At 66.9% G+C, this 16119-nt stretch carries 17 protein-coding genes; 5 read left to right on the top strand and 12 right to left on the bottom strand.

Features of this window, described 5'->3' with window-relative positions:
- From addB to regB, 6 genes are all read right to left on the bottom strand, one after another.
- A partial coding sequence (addB, locus tag RT513_RS15275; RefSeq protein WP_290687476.1) for a double-strand break repair protein AddB occupies positions 1 to 2109 on the bottom strand: 2109 nt, incomplete at its 3' end.
- On the bottom strand, positions 2102 to 2779 hold the full coding sequence (locus RT513_RS15270; RefSeq protein WP_290687478.1) for a nucleotidyltransferase family protein: 678 nt from the start codon (positions 2777 to 2779) through the stop codon (positions 2102 to 2104). The genes addB and RT513_RS15270, both read right to left, overlap by 8 nt.
- Positions 2755 to 3777: an aminoglycoside phosphotransferase family protein gene (locus tag RT513_RS15265; protein ID WP_290687480.1), complete on the bottom strand. Its 1023-nt coding sequence runs from the start codon at positions 3775 to 3777 to the stop codon at positions 2755 to 2757. The genes RT513_RS15270 and RT513_RS15265 overlap by 25 nt, the downstream gene beginning before the upstream one ends.
- Positions 3778 to 4064: 287 nt before the next feature.
- Positions 4065 to 4550, bottom strand: coding sequence for a tRNA (adenosine(37)-N6)-threonylcarbamoyltransferase complex ATPase subunit type 1 TsaE (gene tsaE, locus RT513_RS15260; protein WP_290687482.1), 486 nt, complete (start codon positions 4548 to 4550; stop codon positions 4065 to 4067).
- A gap of 564 nt (positions 4551 to 5114) precedes the next feature.
- Positions 5115 to 6635 carry a PAS-domain containing protein gene (locus RT513_RS15255; RefSeq protein WP_290687485.1) on the bottom strand — a complete coding sequence of 507 codons (1521 nt, stop codon included), beginning with the start codon at positions 6633 to 6635 and terminating at the stop codon, positions 5115 to 5117.
- Between the two features lie 116 nt (positions 6636 to 6751).
- Positions 6752 to 8098, bottom strand: a complete 1347-nt coding sequence (gene regB / locus RT513_RS15250) for a sensor histidine kinase RegB (RefSeq protein ID WP_290687487.1) — start codon at positions 8096 to 8098, stop codon at positions 6752 to 6754.
- Positions 8099 to 8194: 96 nt separating this feature from the next.
- Here regB and RT513_RS15245 point away from each other — a divergent pair, with 96 nt between their 5' ends.
- The 3 genes from RT513_RS15245 (at position 8195) to RT513_RS15235 (ending at position 9912) form a co-directional block, all read left to right on the top strand.
- Entirely contained in the window at positions 8195 to 8824 is a 630-nt protein-coding gene (locus tag RT513_RS15245) for an SCO family protein (protein WP_290687489.1), read from the top strand.
- 84 nt (positions 8825 to 8908) lie between these two features.
- Entirely contained in the window at positions 8909 to 9460 is a 552-nt protein-coding gene (locus RT513_RS15240; RefSeq protein ID WP_035741931.1) for an ActR/PrrA/RegA family redox response regulator transcription factor, read from the top strand.
- A gap of 137 nt (positions 9461 to 9597) precedes the next feature.
- On the top strand, positions 9598 to 9912 hold the full coding sequence (locus RT513_RS15235; RefSeq protein ID WP_088213566.1) for an H-NS family nucleoid-associated regulatory protein: 315 nt from the start codon (positions 9598 to 9600) through the stop codon (positions 9910 to 9912).
- Between the two features lie 44 nt (positions 9913 to 9956).
- On the opposite strand, the gene RT513_RS15230 is transcribed toward RT513_RS15235, so the two are convergent.
- Entirely contained in the window at positions 9957 to 10556 is a 600-nt protein-coding gene (locus RT513_RS15230) for an HD family hydrolase (RefSeq protein WP_290687493.1), read from the bottom strand.
- A 176-nt stretch (positions 10557 to 10732) separates the two neighbouring features.
- On the opposite strand from RT513_RS15230, the gene ahcY reads away from it, so the two are divergent.
- Both ahcY and RT513_RS15220 read left to right on the top strand, forming a co-directional pair.
- Entirely contained in the window at positions 10733 to 12121 is a 1389-nt protein-coding gene (ahcY, locus tag RT513_RS15225) for an adenosylhomocysteinase (RefSeq protein ID WP_290687495.1), read from the top strand.
- A gap of 62 nt (positions 12122 to 12183) precedes the next feature.
- On the top strand, positions 12184 to 12525 hold the full coding sequence (locus RT513_RS15220; protein ID WP_088213569.1) for a DUF2853 family protein: 342 nt from the start codon (positions 12184 to 12186) through the stop codon (positions 12523 to 12525).
- Here the strand turns inward: RT513_RS15220 and RT513_RS15215 are convergent.
- The 5 genes from RT513_RS15215 to tsaD are packed head-to-tail and all read right to left on the bottom strand — an operon-like array spanning position 12516 to position 16068.
- Entirely contained in the window at positions 12516 to 13313 is a 798-nt protein-coding gene (locus RT513_RS15215; protein ID WP_290687497.1) for a DUF72 domain-containing protein, read from the bottom strand. The genes RT513_RS15220 and RT513_RS15215 overlap by 10 nt on opposite strands.
- Before the next feature lie 16 nt (positions 13314 to 13329).
- Positions 13330 to 13743, bottom strand: coding sequence for an EVE domain-containing protein (locus tag RT513_RS15210; RefSeq protein ID WP_290687565.1), 414 nt, complete (start codon positions 13741 to 13743; stop codon positions 13330 to 13332).
- Complete coding sequence (locus RT513_RS15205) at positions 13743 to 14009, bottom strand: YciI family protein (RefSeq protein WP_290687499.1); 267 nt, start codon at positions 14007 to 14009, stop codon at positions 13743 to 13745. Before RT513_RS15205 ends, RT513_RS15210 begins: the two co-directional genes overlap by 1 nt.
- Entirely contained in the window at positions 14009 to 14971 is a 963-nt protein-coding gene (locus tag RT513_RS15200; RefSeq protein ID WP_290687501.1) for an NAD(P)H-dependent glycerol-3-phosphate dehydrogenase, read from the bottom strand. The genes RT513_RS15205 and RT513_RS15200 overlap by 1 nt, the downstream gene beginning before the upstream one ends.
- On the bottom strand, positions 14968 to 16068 hold the full coding sequence (gene tsaD, locus RT513_RS15195) for a tRNA (adenosine(37)-N6)-threonylcarbamoyltransferase complex transferase subunit TsaD (RefSeq protein WP_290687502.1): 1101 nt from the start codon (positions 16066 to 16068) through the stop codon (positions 14968 to 14970). The genes RT513_RS15200 and tsaD overlap by 4 nt, the downstream gene beginning before the upstream one ends.
- Between the last annotated feature and the right edge of the window lie 51 nt (positions 16069 to 16119).

Here is a 16119-nt window from a genome sequence, read left to right as displayed (position 1 = left end):
CGGCGCCCGGCGCGCGGGCGTCTCCAGCGCCTCCGCCAGCCCGAGCCAGTAGGCCCCGCGCCGCCGCATCCCGGCCAGGGCCTCCGGCCCGCCGTTGTCCTTCAGCCCGCCCATCAGGTTTACCAGCCGGTTCATCCAGCGCGCGGGCACCGTCTCCGCCTCGTCCGAGCGGATGGCGCGGCTCAAGACGACGCGGGGCGTCGTCACCGCCTGTTCGAAGTCGTGGGCAGAGAGGCCGATCTGCCGTTCGGGGAGCAGGAGCCCCGTCCTGTGGCGCATCTGCCGGTTGAGCCACGGATCGGGCGGCGGCATCTGCGGCCAGCTCCCCTCGTTCAGCCCGCCCAGGATGACAAGCTCCGCGCCATGTACGCGGGCCTCCAGCGTCCCCCAGATCATGATGCGCGAATCGACCTCCGCGGCTTCGCGAACCTCCCCCCGCGCGAGGATGGCGGAGACCATGTCGCGGTAGTCGGCGGCGCTCATCCGGCCGCCGTGAGGGGCTTCGAACGCGAGTTCCTCCATGGCGGCGAGCGCCTTGTCCCCCGCCGTGTCTTCCCAGAGGATGCCGCTCCCCGGCACCGGCCCGGCGGCCAGCAGTTCCGCAAGCCGTCGGTGACGCGCGACGTGCTCCGCGAGCGGAAGGTCATGTCCCGGCTCTGCCGCCAGCGTCAGGGCCCCGGCCAGCCAGTCCCCCCAACCGGCGCGGCCTTCCTCGACCTCTCCGCCGCGGCTTTTGCGGGCGGCGAAGGCGCGGATGTCCTCCGGCGCGGGAAACACCGGGCCGTGACGGCGGAGCCGCAGCTCGAACTCCCGCGTCCAGCGCAGATGCGGCCCGCGCCCCGCGCCCGTATGGGTCAGCGGATGTTTCAGCAGCGTCAGCAGCGCATCAGCGGTGAGCTTTTGCGAAAACAGCGCCGCGACATGCCGCAGGAAGCGGCCGGGCGGCGAGAGGGCAAGCGGACGCCCCGCGCTGTCGTCCGGCAGGATGCCCCAGCGGTCCAGCGCTGCCGTCACCTGCCGGGTGAGACCACGGTCCGGCGTGATGAGGGCGGCGGTCTCGTTCCGCTCCGCCGCGTCCCGCAGGAGGAGCGCGATGGAAAGCGCCTCCGCCCGTGGCGAGGGAGCCTCGATCAGCGTCATCCCCTCCACCGCGCGGTCAAGGCCGGCAAGGGCCGGACCTTCCTCCATCCACTGATCCGTCACCGGCGCGGGGCGCAGCGCGAGCGAGACGAGCCGGTTCCGCTCCGGGCAGGGGGGGGGCGTGCCGTCCCAGTGCTGCACCGCCGACATCGGCAGATCGAGGCTCCGCAGGAAGCTGCGGAACCGCGCCTGCGGATGGTCCTGCGCCGTCAGCCCGTCGTCGAGCGATTCCCAGACCGGCTCCGGCAGGTCGAAGTCATAGCCCGGCAGCACCACCGCGCCCTGCGGCAGACGTGCCACCGCGCGCATCAGCCGGGCCGTCGTGCCGCGTGAGCCGGTGGAGCCTGCAACGATGATCGGATGGGCCGGGGGCGTTTCCAGCCACTGGCCTTCCAGCCGCTCCACCACCATGCGCCGCCGGGCCTCCGCATCCGGGGCCTCGCCGGGGCCGGGGGACAGGAACCGCGCGGCGATGCGGATGAAGGCGAGGCTCCGCTCCCAGTGCTGGGCGTGATCGACAAGGTCCAGCGCCTCCAGCCGTTCCAGCGGCACATCCTCCCCCTGCATCTCGGAAAGCAGCGCGGCAAGGCTGTCGGCCAGATCATAGACCGAGGCGCGGGGCGCGAGATGCGGCTGCACGTCCAGCAGACGCTGCACAAGCTGGGCCAGTTCCAGCCTGCGCCGGAGCGGCGGTACCGGCGGCGGCAAGTCCGCCATCGCCAGATCCCGCTCCAGATCGGTGACGAGCCGGATGCGGGGCAGGAGTGTCGCCCCGCCCGTTGCGAACAGGGCCTTCACCCGCCGCTGCATCCGCCGGGTGTTGACGAAAAGCTCTACCCGCGCCACGGCCTCCGGCGGCAGGGGGGCCAGCCGGGCCCGCAGACCTTCCACCAGTTGCCGCGGGAAATCGACGCCCGCGGGCAGGGCATAGACGCGGGGATCGCCGCTCGGCGGGAAAAGGTCAGCCATCGGTGAGCATCGCCTCCCCCAGCGCGATGCCTTCGGGCCGGCCCACGTCGCACCAGCGGCCGGGATGGACCACGCCGTAAAGGCGGCCCGCGGCGATCATCTCATCCCAGAGCAGGTTCAGGGAGAACACCTCCGCCGCGATCCCGGCCAGACCGTCGGGGCGGATGATCTGGGCGCCGGTGTAGATGTACTCCTGTCCCCGCGCGACTAGGCCGTCCGCAAGGTCGAAATCGCCTTTCGGCCCATGCCCCACCGCGCGGCTCCGGGGCACGAGGAGGAGAAGCCCGTCCATCCGCTCCGGCTCCCAGGCCGCGGCAAGCGTGGCGAGCGGGTTCGGCCCGGTCCAGACAGCGTCGCTGTTCAGCGTGTAGAGCGGCCCCTTGCCCAGCAGCGGCAGGGCGGCGCGGAGACCTCCGCCCGTCTCCAGAAGCGTCGGCTCCGGCGAATAGCACACCCGCTCACCCAGATGGGCCTCGATCATCGGGGCGAGGTAATGGGTGTTGACCACGATCGGCGCGGCTCCGGCGGCTTCCGCCAGCCCGAGCGCATGGTCGATCAGTGGCAGGCCCGCCACCTCCACCAGCGGTTTCGGACGGTCCTGCGTCAGCGCGCCCATGCGCGTGCCGCGGCCCGCGGCGAACAACATCAGGGGCAGGCGCGCGTTCCGCATCGGGCTTTGATCCTTTCAAGGCGCTCCGGCGTGGGTTCTGGCAGCGTCTCCCGCACGAGGCGGGAGAGATCGGCCAGCGCCGGGTGGGAGAGGTCGCGCATCAGGTGATCCCAGACGCGCGGCACGAAGGCGAGGTAGCGCGGCTTGCCGTCCCGGAGACAGAGCCGTGCGAAAACCCCCAGAATCCGCAGGTTCCGCTGCGCGCCCAAAGTGGCATAAGCGGCGCGGAAGGCCGCATCTTCAGCACCGGTTTCCGCGATGTAGCGGGCGATCACCTCCTGCCGGAGCGTTTCGGTCGTGTCACGCCGCGCGTCCTCCAGCAGCGAGACCAGATCATAGGCGGCATGGCCGCGCCGCGCGTCCTGAAAATCGAGCAGGCCGACACGAGCGGCGCCCTCCCGCTCCGGCAACCAGAGCAGGTTCTCGGCATGGTAATCCCGCAGCACCAGCACTTCCGGTCCGCCGGCATGGCGCAATGCGGCCTCGTTCACCGCCTCGGCCAGCGGGGCGCGATCCACAGGCTCCGCACCGGTGCCCGGAAGATACCAGTCCACCGCCAGCGCTGCGAGATCGCCGAGGAGCGGCGGGGCATACCGCCCCACGCCGTCGGGCGCGGGGTGGCGGTGCAGCTCTACCAGAGCATCGACAGCGGCGGCATAGAGCAGGCGCTCCTCCCCCGCATCCTCCCGGAGCAGGCTGGCGTAAAGGTCGTCGCCCAGATCCTCCAGCAGCAGGAAGCCCTGTGCCGCATCCTCGGCCAGGATCCGGGGCGCAGACAGGCCGAGCGACGACAGATGCCGCGCGATGGCGACGAAGGGGCGCACATCCTCCCCCCGCTCCGCCGGGGCATCCATGAGCACCAGTGTCTCGCCCGCAGCGCGCACCCGCTCATAACGGCGGTTGGAGGCATCGCCCGCCAGCGGTGCACGCACCGCGCCCGTCAGCCCCGCCCGGGTGAGAAAGGCATCTGCAAGGTGGGTCCGGGGTGTTTCGGTCATCGGTACTTCGTGTGCTGGGGTTGTGGGCGGGAACGTTGTGGGTGGGAGGCCTTCGGGTGGCCTGACTTCGGGCGGCCTGACTTCCGGTGACCGGACTTCGGACAGGCGGACTTCAGGCAGATGGGCTTCAGGCAGGCGGTCTTCAGGCAGGCGGACATCGGGTGGCTGGACATCGGGCAGATGGGCCTCGGTAAGGCAGTCCTCGGGCAGGCGGGCGTCGCCCGGACCGCTTTCACGCGGAGGCGGCCCAGCCGAGGGGGCCTGCCGGGGCATTCCGGGCGGCGTGGTCATGGCAAGGTCTCGAGCAGGGGCTGCAGCCGCGCGGCCCAGCCTGCATTTCCGGTGAGGGTGACGGATCGGCTTTCCCCTTCCCGCGTGGGGCGGAAGGCCAGTGTCAGCGCCCCCTCCGGCGCGAGGGAGCCGAGCCTGTCGGGCCATTCCACAAGCGTTATCGCGGTGGTGAACGCATCCTCCAGACCCAGCTCGACGATCTCATCGGGCTGGGACAGGCGATAGAGGTCGCTGTGCCAGATCTCGTCACCCTCCGCGCCATAGGTCTGGACGAGGGTGAAGGTCGGTGAGGGAACCTCCGTCTCCGCCCCGTGCCGCGCCCGGATGAGCGCGCGCGCGAAATGGGATTTTCCCGCCCCGACCGATCCATCGAGCAGCAGGACGTCTCCCGGTCGCAACAGCGGCTCCATCAACCGCGCAAGGGCGTCCGTCGCCTCCGGGCCGGCAAGGTCAACTGTGCGGGAAAGGGGTGCTCCAGACATGCCCGACTTGTAACGTTCCCGTCCCGTTCTGCAAGCGGTCTTGAAGGGGAGCGTCGAACGCAGTCGTGCTGGACGCGTCCTTCCCGATCCGCCGGGCCTCAGGCGGACAAGGCAGTATCAAGGCAAATCATTACAACAATTAGCAGGTCGCTGAAAAAGACTTTCAGCGCCGCGTTGGAGCGGAGTTCATTCGCAATCGGGTGAAATTCAGTCGGAAATCTACGCGTTTCGGGTTTCTTCCGGGCTGATTTCCCGATTTCCAGAGCATAGAGACGACACTTCTGAACTTTTTCAGCAGCCTGTACGGCGGAATGGGAATTCCGTCCTGAAGGAAATTTCAGGCCATCAGAGGGTGGAGATGAGGTCACTGATCCCCAGGGAGGGCAGAATTCCCCTGCATATCGCTGGAACCAGCATCCGCAAATCCGCCGAGAACTATTTCCCTCGGGCATTGCCTCATGCAGCTGCGAGCAAAATCTTTCCGCACCAGCGGCGGTATGAGGACATTGTCCCGAAGTGCTTATGCCATAACCGCGTCCTCACGCAGCCTGGGCCCATTGCAAGTCACTCGGCCGCGAGCAGCCTTTCCCCCGCCGGACGGATCCGAAAGGCGACGAGAGTTGCACCATCGGACAAGGGCGTCGCGCGGCAGTGGAGAAAGGTTGCATCGTCGCGCCGGACGGCCGCCGTCCACTCCTCCCGCCGATCGAGAGTGCCGACCTGCTGGCGCAGCTTCCGCCAGAGCGTCGCTCCGGGCAGGGTGGCCTCCCACAGGGCGATCGCCTGGTCTATATCCACCGGCGTGAGATCCTCACCCTCCTCTATCCCCCAGAGGCTTGCATAGGCCCGATTGGAAACGAGCAGCATTCCCGCCGCGGAAAACACCGCGATGCCGTCTGGAATGGCATCGATGACCTCCTGCGACAGCTCGATCTCGGCGCGGAAGCGGCGGGACAGGGTGATCTCTCCGGTGATGTCCTCCAGCAGGAAGGTTATCGCGCCCTCGGGATGCGGCTGGCCGGTCACACGATAGGTCTGACCACCCGGTAGGCTCCACGTCTCCTCATAACCACCCGCTTCGGCAGCCTTCTCCACCTCGGTCATCTGCTGGCGCCAGCTTGCATAATCCCGCCGCTCCGGCAGCATCCGCTGTTCCCGCAGGCGTTCGAGGAAAGCGAAGAGCGACGGTCGCGCGGCAAGGAAATCCGGCCCCAGCCGGGTAAGGTCCGCGAGCGCGGGATTGAACATCTGGAGCTTGCGGCCCCGGTCGAATACCGCCAGCCCGATCGCCAGCCCCATGAACGCATCAGACATTGCCTGTTGCGAGCCGCGGAGCCGCTGTTCCATCCGCATCATGCCATCGGCGGGAATCGCATAGCCCACAGTGTCGCCGCCCTCCTCGGCAGTGAACACGCAATCGAACCACGCCTCGCCGTCGACGCCCTGAATCCGCTGGCTTCCCGGCAGGCTTCCGGGTGCGGTCTCGCGCGGACCGGGAAGGAAGAGGCGCGGCAGCGGCCACATGATATCGTCCGGGTTGCTGCCCGTGAGTGCAAGATAGGCGGCGTTGGCCCAGGTGATCTCCCCCGCCGGATCCGTCCGCCAGACGGGCCAGGGCGCTGTCTCCACCGTTCGGCGGAGCAGGTCCAGTTCCTCCTCCGCGGCCGTTCGGGACAGGGCAGCGGCTGTTGCGCCCCGGAGGGTGAGCCGCAGGTGGGCGTTCTCCCGCCGGGCTTCCAGCGTAACGCTGCCCCCCGAATCCCGCACCTCCCCCCCCGGAGGCAGCGCGCCGAGCCGCGCCATCACGCCGGGCAGCCGCGGTTCCAGATAGCTGCCGAGCCGTGCCCAGTCCGTTCGCCCGCGGAGGGGCGCAAGCAGGAGCAAGCCTTCGGGTGAGCTGTCGATGAGCCGCTCGTCGTCGAAGAGAAAGGTGATCCCCTCCGCATTTGGCCCGTCCGCAAGTGGCCCGGGCGCAGGCACCTTTGCCCCCCGGGTGTGACCGCCAAGGAATACCGCCACGGCGGTGGCCGCGCCGGTTGCCATCACCGTGACAGTCGCCACGGTTAGGAAGAAGGCGATGTCCATGCCCCTGTCCTTCCGTTCCCTGCCCGGACGCAGGGTTTTGGGTCATCAGGCTGCAAAAGGGTTAAGATGGAGTTAATAAACGGATGAACCCGCAATGAGCCGGGCGGGCGTGGCTTTCAGGCCTCGAACATCGGATTGTCGCCCAGCGGGCCCGATTCCGCCGCGAGCGCCGCCAGCGGCCAGCGGGCGGCGATCACCGCGCCGCCTTCGGGCGCGTTGGTGAAGCGCAGGGTGCCGCCTGTCCGCTCCAGCAGCGTCTTGGCGATGAACAGGCCGAGACCCATTCCCTCATAGCCGGGCCGTTCCGGGTCCGGCTCGTCGCGGCGGCGGCGCAGGAAGGGCTCGCCGATGCGGCCCAGCAGGTGGGGAGGATAGCCGGGACCGTCGTCAACGATGGTGATGCGCAGACTGTCCCGCGACCAGATGGCGGTAATCACGACGCCGGTGCGGGAAAAATCCACCGCGTTCTGCACGAGGTTGCGCAACCCGTGGATCAGTTCCGGCCGGCGACGGATCATCGGCTGGGGGGAGCCGTCGCCGCTCTCCATCACGAAGCGCACGGCTTTGCCCCGGCCCGCATGGGGTTCCGCCGCTTCGCGCAGGACAGCCTCCACGGGGGCGTTCCGCAGGTGCATGTCGTCCTTGCCCGCGCGCCCCATGGACCGCAGGATATCACGGCAGCGGTCCGCCTGATCGCGGATCAGCGTGACATCGGCCATCAGATCGGGATCGTCGCCCACCTCCTCCAGCAGTTCGGAAGAGACGAGCTTGATCGTGGCGAGCGGCGTGCCGAGCTCATGCGCCGCCGCCGCCACCACACCGCCCAGATCGGTGAGCTTCTGTTCCCGCGCCAGCGCCATCTGCGTGGCCAGCAACGCCCGCGACATCGCCCGCGCCTCGGAGGCCACGCGGTGGGTGTAAAGCCCGATGAACAGGATGCCGATCAGAATGGCGAGCCAGTTGCCGAAGCGATAGATCGGCGGCAGCACCACCGGGCTGCCATCGGCAAAACGCATGGGAATGCTGCGGAACTCCACCAGCGTCACCAGCGCGATCGCCACAACCGCGAGCACGATGGTCGAGGACAGGCGGAGAGAGGTGGCGGAGATCGTCACCGGCGCAAGGATCAGCAGCGCGAACGGGTTGTGGATCCCCCCCGTCAGGTAAAGCAGCAGCCCGTATTGCGACGTATCGACCAGCAGGGTGAGCATCGCCTCCCGGTCCGTCAGGCGGCGGTTCTTCGGGAAGCCCAGCATGGTGACGACGTTGACAGCCACCATGGCCAGGATCGCGGCAATCGCCCAGCCCGTGGGAAGGAGGAGGCCGAAATACCGCTCCGCCACCATCAGCGCGATGAACTGTCCCGTCACCGCCATCCACCTGAGCAGCACCAGCGTGCGCAGGCGGAGCGGGCGTTCCGCCGCGCTTTCCGGCGGATCGGGAAAAAGGTCGGTAAGGGTCATGCCGGGGCCTGATGTCGCATGGGGGCGGGGGGTGATTGTTAATCGGCCCGCGATCGGCGATCAATGCAGCCGCGCACCGGAACGGGGTCCATCGGGATGATACGCACCTATGCCGCGCTAGCCGCAGGCTTCATCATCGCTCTTCTCGGAGGGCTGGCCTTCCTTGTCGTCAGTGGCCGGGGGGAGGAGGATCCCTTTGCCTCCTGCCGCTCCACCAATATTGCGGGGGGCGCCGGGCAGATCGGCGGGCCGTTCAGCCTCGTCGATGGCCAGGGGGAGACGGTGACCGAAAAGACGGTGCTGACGAAACCGTCGCTCGTTTATTTCGGCTATACCTTCTGCCCCGATGTCTGCCCCTTCGACATGGTGCGCAATGCCGAGGCCGTCGATCTGCTGGAGGAGAAGGGCAAGGACGTCACGCCCGTCTTCATCACCGTCGATCCCGAGCGCGACACGCCGGAGGTGGTGGGCGAATGGTCGAGCGCCATGCATCCCCGCGCCATCGGCCTGACCGGCACGCAGGAGCAGATCCACGCAGCCACGCAGGCCTACAAGGTCTATTCCCATGTCCCCGAACATGCCGCGGGGGATGAGAGCTATCTCGTCGATCACTCCACCTTCACTTATCTGATGCTGCCGGGCTACGGGTTCGTCGATCTCATCCGCCGTGACCAGACGCCGGAACAGGTCGCGGAAACGGCAGCCTGTTTCATAGATCACATGTGATCACCATATGGAGGGCTGCCGAGAGCGGGATTTGACCCGGTCCGGCGGCGCGCCTAGAGTGCCGCGAATTTCGTGGGATGAGAGATGACCGAAGATACAGACGACCTCGGCCCTGACCGTTCGCTCCTGCTGGTCGATGATGATGAGCCGTTTCTGAAGCGGCTTGCCCGCGCCATGGAGAAGCGGGGATTTGAGCCGGTTCTGGCCGGGACCGTCGCGGAAGGTCGCACCATCGCGCTTGAACAGGCACCCGCCTATGCGGTGATCGACCTGCGGCTGGAGGATGGCAACGGTCTGGAAGTGGTGGAGACCCTGCGCGAACAGCGGGCGGACAGCCGCATCGTCGTGCTGACGGGCTATGGCGCAATCGCCACCGCGGTCGCTGCGGTCAAGGCGGGCGCCACGGATTATCTTTCCAAACCCGCAGATGCCAACGACATCACCTCCGCGCTGCTGGCCCGCGGGGGCGATCTGCCCGCGCCGCCGGAAAACCCCATGTCCGCCGACCGGGTGCGCTGGGAGCATATCCAGCGGGTCTATGAGCTGTGCGATCGCAACGTCAGTGACACGGCCCGCAGGCTCAACATGCATCGCCGCACATTGCAGCGCATTCTGGCCAAGCGCAGCCCCAAATAACACTCCCCGCATTTCAAAGACGGGACGCCCTTTTTTGCCGGTCGCAAAACCGGCCGCAAAATTTATTTCCGCCGCCGTTGGATATTCTTCAACGGCGGATTATCCTAAGCGACATTGTTTTTCCCCGGAGCCGGATAATGGAAATGGATCTCGAGACGCTATCCCTGAAAGAACTCAAGGATATGCGTCATAAAATCGATAGGGCGATTGCCACTTTCGAAGAACGCAAGAAGCGCGACGCTCTCCAGGAACTGGAAGAGGTTGCGAAACGCCACGGTTTCGACATCGCCGATCTTACCGAAACGCTCAGCGCGCGGAAACGTGGACCAGCGGCGCCGAAATATGCCAATCCGCACGATCCCGACCAGACTTGGACCGGTCGTGGACGTCAGCCCAATTGGGTGAAAGCGGCTTTGGAGGCGGGCCGAAAGCTCGAAGATCTCGCTATCTGAACGTCTTTTCGCGCGTGCTACCTGCTTTGGGTGGCACGCGCGCCTTAGCCTTGGTCCATTTCCGCCAGCAGGGCGGAATGTCGGGCAAGAAATGCCTCCCGGGCCATGACGGGCGCGCGCGGGATTATTTCATGGCCGGCGAATTGCGACTGCGTTCGGCCGAAATACTTGTTTGCTTCCGCCACGGTGAAGCCCGCGATCTGTGTCGCTTCCAGCCATGCAGAAGCACTGTCCGCCAGCTTTATCGCTTTCTTGACAGCCGCCGGGAGAACGGCGGGCAGTCCGAAGCGCAGGTGAATGGCCGCGGCCAGCCTTTCATCCAGCTTGCCATAATCAGACCCGATCGCCGCCTTCACCGGAGAGATCATGTCGCCGATCACGTATTCGGGTGCGTCATGCAGCAGAGCGGCCAGCCGCCAGCGCGAGGATTGGCCAAGTTCGCTTTCGGCAAAGATCGCCTCCACCAGAAGCGAGTGTTCGGCGACCGAATAGGGGAACTCCCCCCGCGTCTGGCCGTTCCAGCGGGCGACGAAGGCCAGCCCGTGGGCGATATCGGCGATCTCTATGTCCATCGGCGTCGGATCCAGCACGTCGAGGCGGCGGCCGGACAACATCCTCTGCCATGCGCGGGGCGGCTTCTTCATTCTGCGCTCCTTGATCGCGGGTAGCGGTAGGCCCGGCCCGACCGGTTGGCAAGGGCCAGAGCGCAAAGACCAGAGCGCAAAGACCAGAGTGCAAGGGCCAGACCACCGGGGAGGGGTTTCATTGCCGTTCCTGCCCATGGGTGCTATCGACGGGCAAACGCGACGCAGGAGCTGTCATGAAGGATTATATCGTCAAGGATATCACGCTCGCGGATTTCGGCCGCAAGGAAATGGATATCGCGGAAACGGAGATGCCGGGTCTGATGGCGCTCCGCGAGGAATACGGTGCCTCCCAACCGCTCAAGGGCGCGCGGATCGCCGGCTCCCTGCACATGACCATTCAGACCGCCGTCCTGATCGAAACCCTGACCGCGCTGGGCGCGGAGGTGCGCTGGGCATCGTGCAACATCTTCTCCACGCAGGATCATGCGGCGGCGGCGATTGCCGAATCGGGTGTGCCGGTCTTTGCGATCAAGGGCGAGACGCTGAAAGACTACTGGACCTATACCGACCGGATCTTCCAGTTCCCGGAAGGCGCGAACCTGATCCTCGATGACGGCGGGGATGCCACGCTCTACATCCTGCTCGGTGCACGGGTCGAGGCGGGGGAGACCGCGCTGATCGCCAATCCGTCCTCGGAGGAGGAGGAGGCGCTCTTCGCCCAGATCCGCAAACGGGCAGAGGAGAGCCCCGGCTGGTTCACCCGTCAACGCGACCTGCTCCAGGGCGTGTCGGAGGAGACGACGACCGGCGTTCACCGCCTTTACGACCTGCACAAGCAGGGCCTGCTGCCCTTCCCGGCGATCAACGTCAACGACAGCGTTACCAAGTCGAAATTCGACAATAAGTATGGCTGCAAGGAATCGCTGGTCGATGGCATCCGCCGCGCGACCGATACGATGATGGCCGGCAAGGTGGCCGTGGTCTGCGGCTATGGCGACGTGGGCAAGGGGTCTGCCGCCTCGCTCCGCGGCGCAGGCGCCCGCGTGAAGGTGACGGAGGTCGATCCGATCTGCGCGCTTCAGGCGGCGATGGACGGCTATGAGGTGACGCTGCTGGAGGATGAGGTCGCGACCGCCGATATCTTCATCACCACGACCGGCAACAAGGACATCATCCGCATCGAGCATATGCGCGCGATGAAGGACATGGCCATCGTCGGCAATATCGGTCACTTCGACAATGAAATCCAGGTGGCCGCGCTCCGCAATCACAAGTGGACGAACATCAAGGAGCAGGTGGACATGATCGAGATGCCTTCGGGCGCGCGGATCATCCTGCTGTCGGAAGGGCGTCTGCTGAACCTCGGCAATGCGACCGGGCATCCGAGCTTCGTGATGTCGGCCTCCTTCACCAACCAGGTTCTGGCGCAGATGGAGCTTTGGCAGAATGGCGAGGCCTACAAGCCCGGCGTGTATATCCTGCCCAAGCATCTGGATGAGAAGGTCGCCCGGCTGCACCTTGGCCGGATCGGCGTGAAGCTCACGGAGCTGCGGCCCGATCAGGCCGCCTATATCGGGGTGAAGGTCGATGGGCCCTACAAGCCCGAGCACTACCGTTACTGAGCCAGATTGCGTTATGTGAATGTCCTGCTAACCTCTCCGCATCCCAAATGCGGAGAGGCCGGATGGGCAAACGCGACGAACTGATCGAGAAATATGCGGGGGATCTGCGCACCAAGTGCGGGATGGAACCGGACATGGATCTGCTGACCAAGGTCACCATCGGCTGCGGGCCGACGATCTACAGCGCGGACAGCGAAACGGTGGCAGCCTCCGATTCCGCTGAGCTGGAACGGGTGAAGACGAGCTTTCTGATGAAGAAACTCGGTCTGCCTGACAGCCCTTCGCTGATGGAAGGTATCCAGAAGGCGGTAGACACCTATGGCAAATCCGAACGCAACAAATACCGGGCGGTTTTCTATTACCTGCTGGTGAAGAATTTCGGCAAGGAGTCTGTTTACGCCTGATCGGGCAACTGCTCGATCAGCGCCATCGCGGCGGCAGGATTGGCGGCCTTGTGGCCGCTGATCACATACAGAAACACATCGCGCGGGTTTTTCGGGGCGGCCTTTCCAATGGGGGGCAGGCCGCCATCACCGCCTTTTGCCCAGCTCACCGCCGCTTCGCTCCACCGGGTCAGATCGCCGGATGAATAGCCGGCCTTCGGGGTCTCGGTGGTTCCCATGATGCGCGCATAGACGAAATCCGCCGTCACATCCGGGAACTGCGGAAATTCGGAATCCCCAGCTATGACCGCCGCGACCCCATGCCGGTGGAGCAGCTCCGCGCATTCGGGGACAAGGAAACTTTCGTGCCTGAGCTCGACCGCGTGGCGCAGCGCGCGGCCCTCCACCTCTTTCGGCAAGAGGGCGAGAAAACCCGCGAAATCCTCCGGGTCGAATTTCTTCGTCGCCATGAACTGCCAGTTGATCGGGCCGAGCTTGTCCTTCAGCTCCGCGATGCCGCTGTCGATGAACCGCTGGATCGACTCGCCCGCCTCCGCCAGCACCTTGCGGTTGGTGGCGAAGCGCGGTGCCTTGAGGGCAAAGACGAAATCCTCGGGCGTCTCGTCATGCCAGCCGGCAAACGTCCTGGGTGTCTGGCTGCGATAGTAGGTGCCGTTGACCTCGATGGTGGTCAGGTGGCGGCTGGCATAGTCCAGTTCGCGCTTCTGGGGCAGCCCGTCGGGGTAGAAGCTGCCCCGCCACGGCGCATAAGTCCAGCCGCCGATTCCCACCCTGATCCTGCCCGCCATGTCCGCCAGCCTTCCGCTACAAGCCACCCATTTCGCAGATAGTCTGCCATTCCGCCTCTGACACCGGCTGCACCGAAAGGCGGGAATTGTTGACCAGCACCATATCCTTCAGCCGAGGGTCGTTCTTGCAGTCCTCCAGCGTGACGGGGCGCGGCAGGGGGCGCACCGCGCGGATGTGAACGCAGTCCCATTTCGGATCGTCCGCAGTGGAATCGGGGGCCGATTCGGCGGAAACCTCGACGATGCCGACGATCTCCTTGCCGATGTTGGAGTGGTAGAAGAAGCCCTTCTCCCCCACCTTCATCGCCCGCATGTGGTTGCGCGCCTGATAGTTGCGCACGCCGCCCCATTCCTCACCGGCCTCGCCCTTGGCGACCTGCTGGTCCCACGACCAAGTGTCGGGCTCCGACCTGAACAGCCAGAAGGCCATCAGCCGATCACCTTGCGCCATTCGTGGATTTCGACCGTCTCGAACAGCCCGGCCTTCGCATAGGGATCGTTCGCGGCCCAGGCTTCGGCGGCGGCGAGGTCATCGGCCTCGATCACCACGAGCGAGCCGACAGGGGCGCCGTCCTCGATGAACGGCCCGGCGAAGGCCACCCTGCTCTCCCCCAGATAAGCGAGATGGGCGGGGCGGTTCTCCATGCGGAGATCGAGCGCGCCGGGTTTGTCCCGGCAGATCACGGCAGCGTACATCATTCCTCCTTCAGCGGTCGGTTCAACAGGCGTTCGGCGGCCTCGGTCACGGTGACGCGGCCATCTATCAACGCAACGATCATGGAGACGACGGGCATGTCCACCCCTTCCCGCGCGGCGCGGGCGGCCATGGCGCGGGCGGTGGCAATCCCCTCCACCGTCGTGGAGGCGTCCCAGTCCGCGCCAGACCCCAGCGCGTGACCGTAGCGGAAGTTGCGCGATTGCAGCGAGGTGCAGGTCAGGACGAGGTCGCCGAAGCCCGAAAGGCCCGCCAGCGTCTCTGCCCGCGCGCCCGCGCGCAGCGCCAGGCGGGTCATCTCGCCATAGCCGCGGGTCATCAGCGCGGCGCGCGCGCTGTCGCCCAGCCCCGCGCCCATTACCGCGCCCGCCCCGATGGCGATGACGTTCTTCAGCGCACCGCCCAGCTCGGCACCCGCCACGTCCGTCGTGCGGTAGAGCCGCAGCGCAGAGGTGGAGAGCCGCTCCTGCATAGCCGCTCCCGCCGCCGCATCCGCGCAGGCGAGCGTCAGCGCGGTCGGCAGGCCGCGGGCGATATCAGTGGCGAAGCTCGGCCCCGTCAGCACGGCGGGAGTGGCGTCCGGGCAGGCCCGCGCGATGAGGCCGGTGGAGCCGAGGCCGCTGGTCAGGTCGATCCCCTTGGCGCAGCCGATCACGCCCCGACCGGCGAAAAGTGCGTGATGGGCTTCCAGAAAGGCGGCGGTCTGCTGCATGGGGATGGCGAGGAGGAGGAGATCCGCCGTCTCCGGCAAGGTCTCCGTCACCCTGATCGCCATGGGCAGCGCCTCGCCGGGAAGGCGGCGGCTGTTGGTTCGCTGGTCGCGCATCTCGCGCGCCTGATCCGCGTCGCGGGTCCAGAGCGCGACTTCGGTCCCCGCCCGGGCGAGGCTGATCGCCAGCGCCGTGCCAAAGGCGCCCGCGCCCAGTATGGCGATGCCGCTCATGCCTTGGCGCCCTTCTTGCCGGAGCCGATGAGCGCCGGTCTGCTCCGGTCGAGCGGCCAGCGCGGGCGGGCGGTCAGGTCGGCCGGATCGTCGGGAATGCCCGCCCGGAGCCGTTCGATGGCCGCCCAGGCGATCATCGCGGCATTGTCAGTGCAGAGTTTCAACGGTGGCGCGACGAAGGCGAGACCCTCGGCGGTGGCGACCCCCTCGAGCGCCGCCCGGATCTCTGCGTTGGCGGCCACGCCGCCCGCCACGGCGATGGCCGGGGTTTCGGGGGCAAGCTCCAGATAGGCCGCAATGGCCCGGCGCGCTTTCTGCGCCAGCACATCGGCCACCGCGCGCTGGAAACCTGCACAGAGATCTGCCCTGTCCTGACGGCGCAGCCCGCCGTGGGTGGCCACCAGTTGGTCCCGCGTGCGCAGCACCGCCGTCTTCAACCCGGAAAAGGACATGTCGCAGCCCGGCCGGTCCAGCAGGGGGCGGGGCAAGGGGAAACGGGCAGCATCGCCGTGCCGCGCCTCTGCCTCGACGGCGGGGCCGCCGGGCTGGGGCAGGGCGAGCAGCTTCGCCACCTTGTCGAACGCCTCGCCGGGGGCGTCGTCGATCGTACCGCCCAGCCGGTCGAAGCGATCCGGGCCGTGGACGATCAGGAACTGGCAATGACCGCCGGAGACGAGCAGCAGCAGATAGGGAAAGGCGATGTCCCCGGTCAGCCGCGGGGTGAGGGCATGGCCCGCCAGATGGTTGATCCCGTGAAGCGGCAGATCCGCCCCCGCCGCCAGCCCGCGTGCGAGCATGACGCCCGCCAGCACCCCGCCGATCAGCCCGGGACCGGAGGTGACCGCCACCCCGTCCAGATCGGAAAGCGCCAGCCCCGCTGTCCGCAGCGCCTCCGCCACCGAGATGTCGAGCTTTTCGACATGTGCCCGTGCGGCGATCTCAGGCACCACGCCGCCATAGGCCTCGTGGAGCGCGGTCTGCCCAGCGACGACATTCGCGAGCACCTCCGCCCGGCCCTCCGGCGTCAGCCGGACAACCGCCGCGGCGGTGTCGTCGCAGCTCGACTCGATGCCGAGAAGGGTGAGAGCCTTGTCCATGATCCGATCCGAGGGGTCTTCCGCGTTGCCTGACCACCCCCGCGCAGGTAA

Origin of the sequence: Haematobacter sp. (assembly GCF_032102465.1) — a bacterium.
In the GTDB taxonomy this organism is placed as follows: Bacteria; Pseudomonadota; Alphaproteobacteria; order Rhodobacterales; family Rhodobacteraceae; genus Haematobacter.
This window is presented reverse-complemented; position numbering and strand designations above follow the sequence as displayed.

What these genes read in the sequence shown, in the direction of transcription:
- RT513_RS15270 (WP_290687478.1), bottom strand. Translation starts at nt 2,779, where the DNA reads ATGCGGAACGCGCGCCTGCCCCTGATGTTGTTCGCCGCGGGCCGCGGC.
- RT513_RS15265 (WP_290687480.1), bottom strand. Translation starts at nt 3,777, where the DNA reads ATGACCGAAACACCCCGGACCCACCTTGCAGATGCCTTTCTCACCCGG.
- tsaE (WP_290687482.1), bottom strand. Translation starts at nt 4,550, where the DNA reads ATGTCTGGAGCACCCCTTTCCCGCACAGTTGACCTTGCCGGCCCGGAG.
- RT513_RS15255 (WP_290687485.1), bottom strand. Translation starts at nt 6,635, where the DNA reads ATGGACATCGCCTTCTTCCTAACCGTGGCGACTGTCACGGTGATGGCA.
- regB (WP_290687487.1), bottom strand. Translation starts at nt 8,098, where the DNA reads ATGACCCTTACCGACCTTTTTCCCGATCCGCCGGAAAGCGCGGCGGAA.
- RT513_RS15245 (WP_290687489.1), top strand. Translation starts at nt 8,195, where the DNA reads ATGATACGCACCTATGCCGCGCTAGCCGCAGGCTTCATCATCGCTCTT.
- RT513_RS15240 (WP_035741931.1), top strand. Translation starts at nt 8,909, where the DNA reads ATGACCGAAGATACAGACGACCTCGGCCCTGACCGTTCGCTCCTGCTG.
- RT513_RS15235 (WP_088213566.1), top strand. Translation starts at nt 9,598, where the DNA reads ATGGAAATGGATCTCGAGACGCTATCCCTGAAAGAACTCAAGGATATG.
- RT513_RS15230 (WP_290687493.1), bottom strand. Translation starts at nt 10,556, where the DNA reads ATGAAGAAGCCGCCCCGCGCATGGCAGAGGATGTTGTCCGGCCGCCGC.
- ahcY (WP_290687495.1), top strand. Translation starts at nt 10,733, where the DNA reads ATGAAGGATTATATCGTCAAGGATATCACGCTCGCGGATTTCGGCCGC.
- RT513_RS15220 (WP_088213569.1), top strand. Translation starts at nt 12,184, where the DNA reads ATGGGCAAACGCGACGAACTGATCGAGAAATATGCGGGGGATCTGCGC.
- RT513_RS15215 (WP_290687497.1), bottom strand. Translation starts at nt 13,313, where the DNA reads ATGGCGGGCAGGATCAGGGTGGGAATCGGCGGCTGGACTTATGCGCCG.
- RT513_RS15210 (WP_290687565.1), bottom strand. Translation starts at nt 13,743, where the DNA reads ATGGCCTTCTGGCTGTTCAGGTCGGAGCCCGACACTTGGTCGTGGGAC.
- RT513_RS15205 (WP_290687499.1), bottom strand. Translation starts at nt 14,009, where the DNA reads ATGTACGCTGCCGTGATCTGCCGGGACAAACCCGGCGCGCTCGATCTC.
- RT513_RS15200 (WP_290687501.1), bottom strand. Translation starts at nt 14,971, where the DNA reads ATGAGCGGCATCGCCATACTGGGCGCGGGCGCCTTTGGCACGGCGCTG.
- tsaD (WP_290687502.1), bottom strand. Translation starts at nt 16,068, where the DNA reads ATGGACAAGGCTCTCACCCTTCTCGGCATCGAGTCGAGCTGCGACGAC.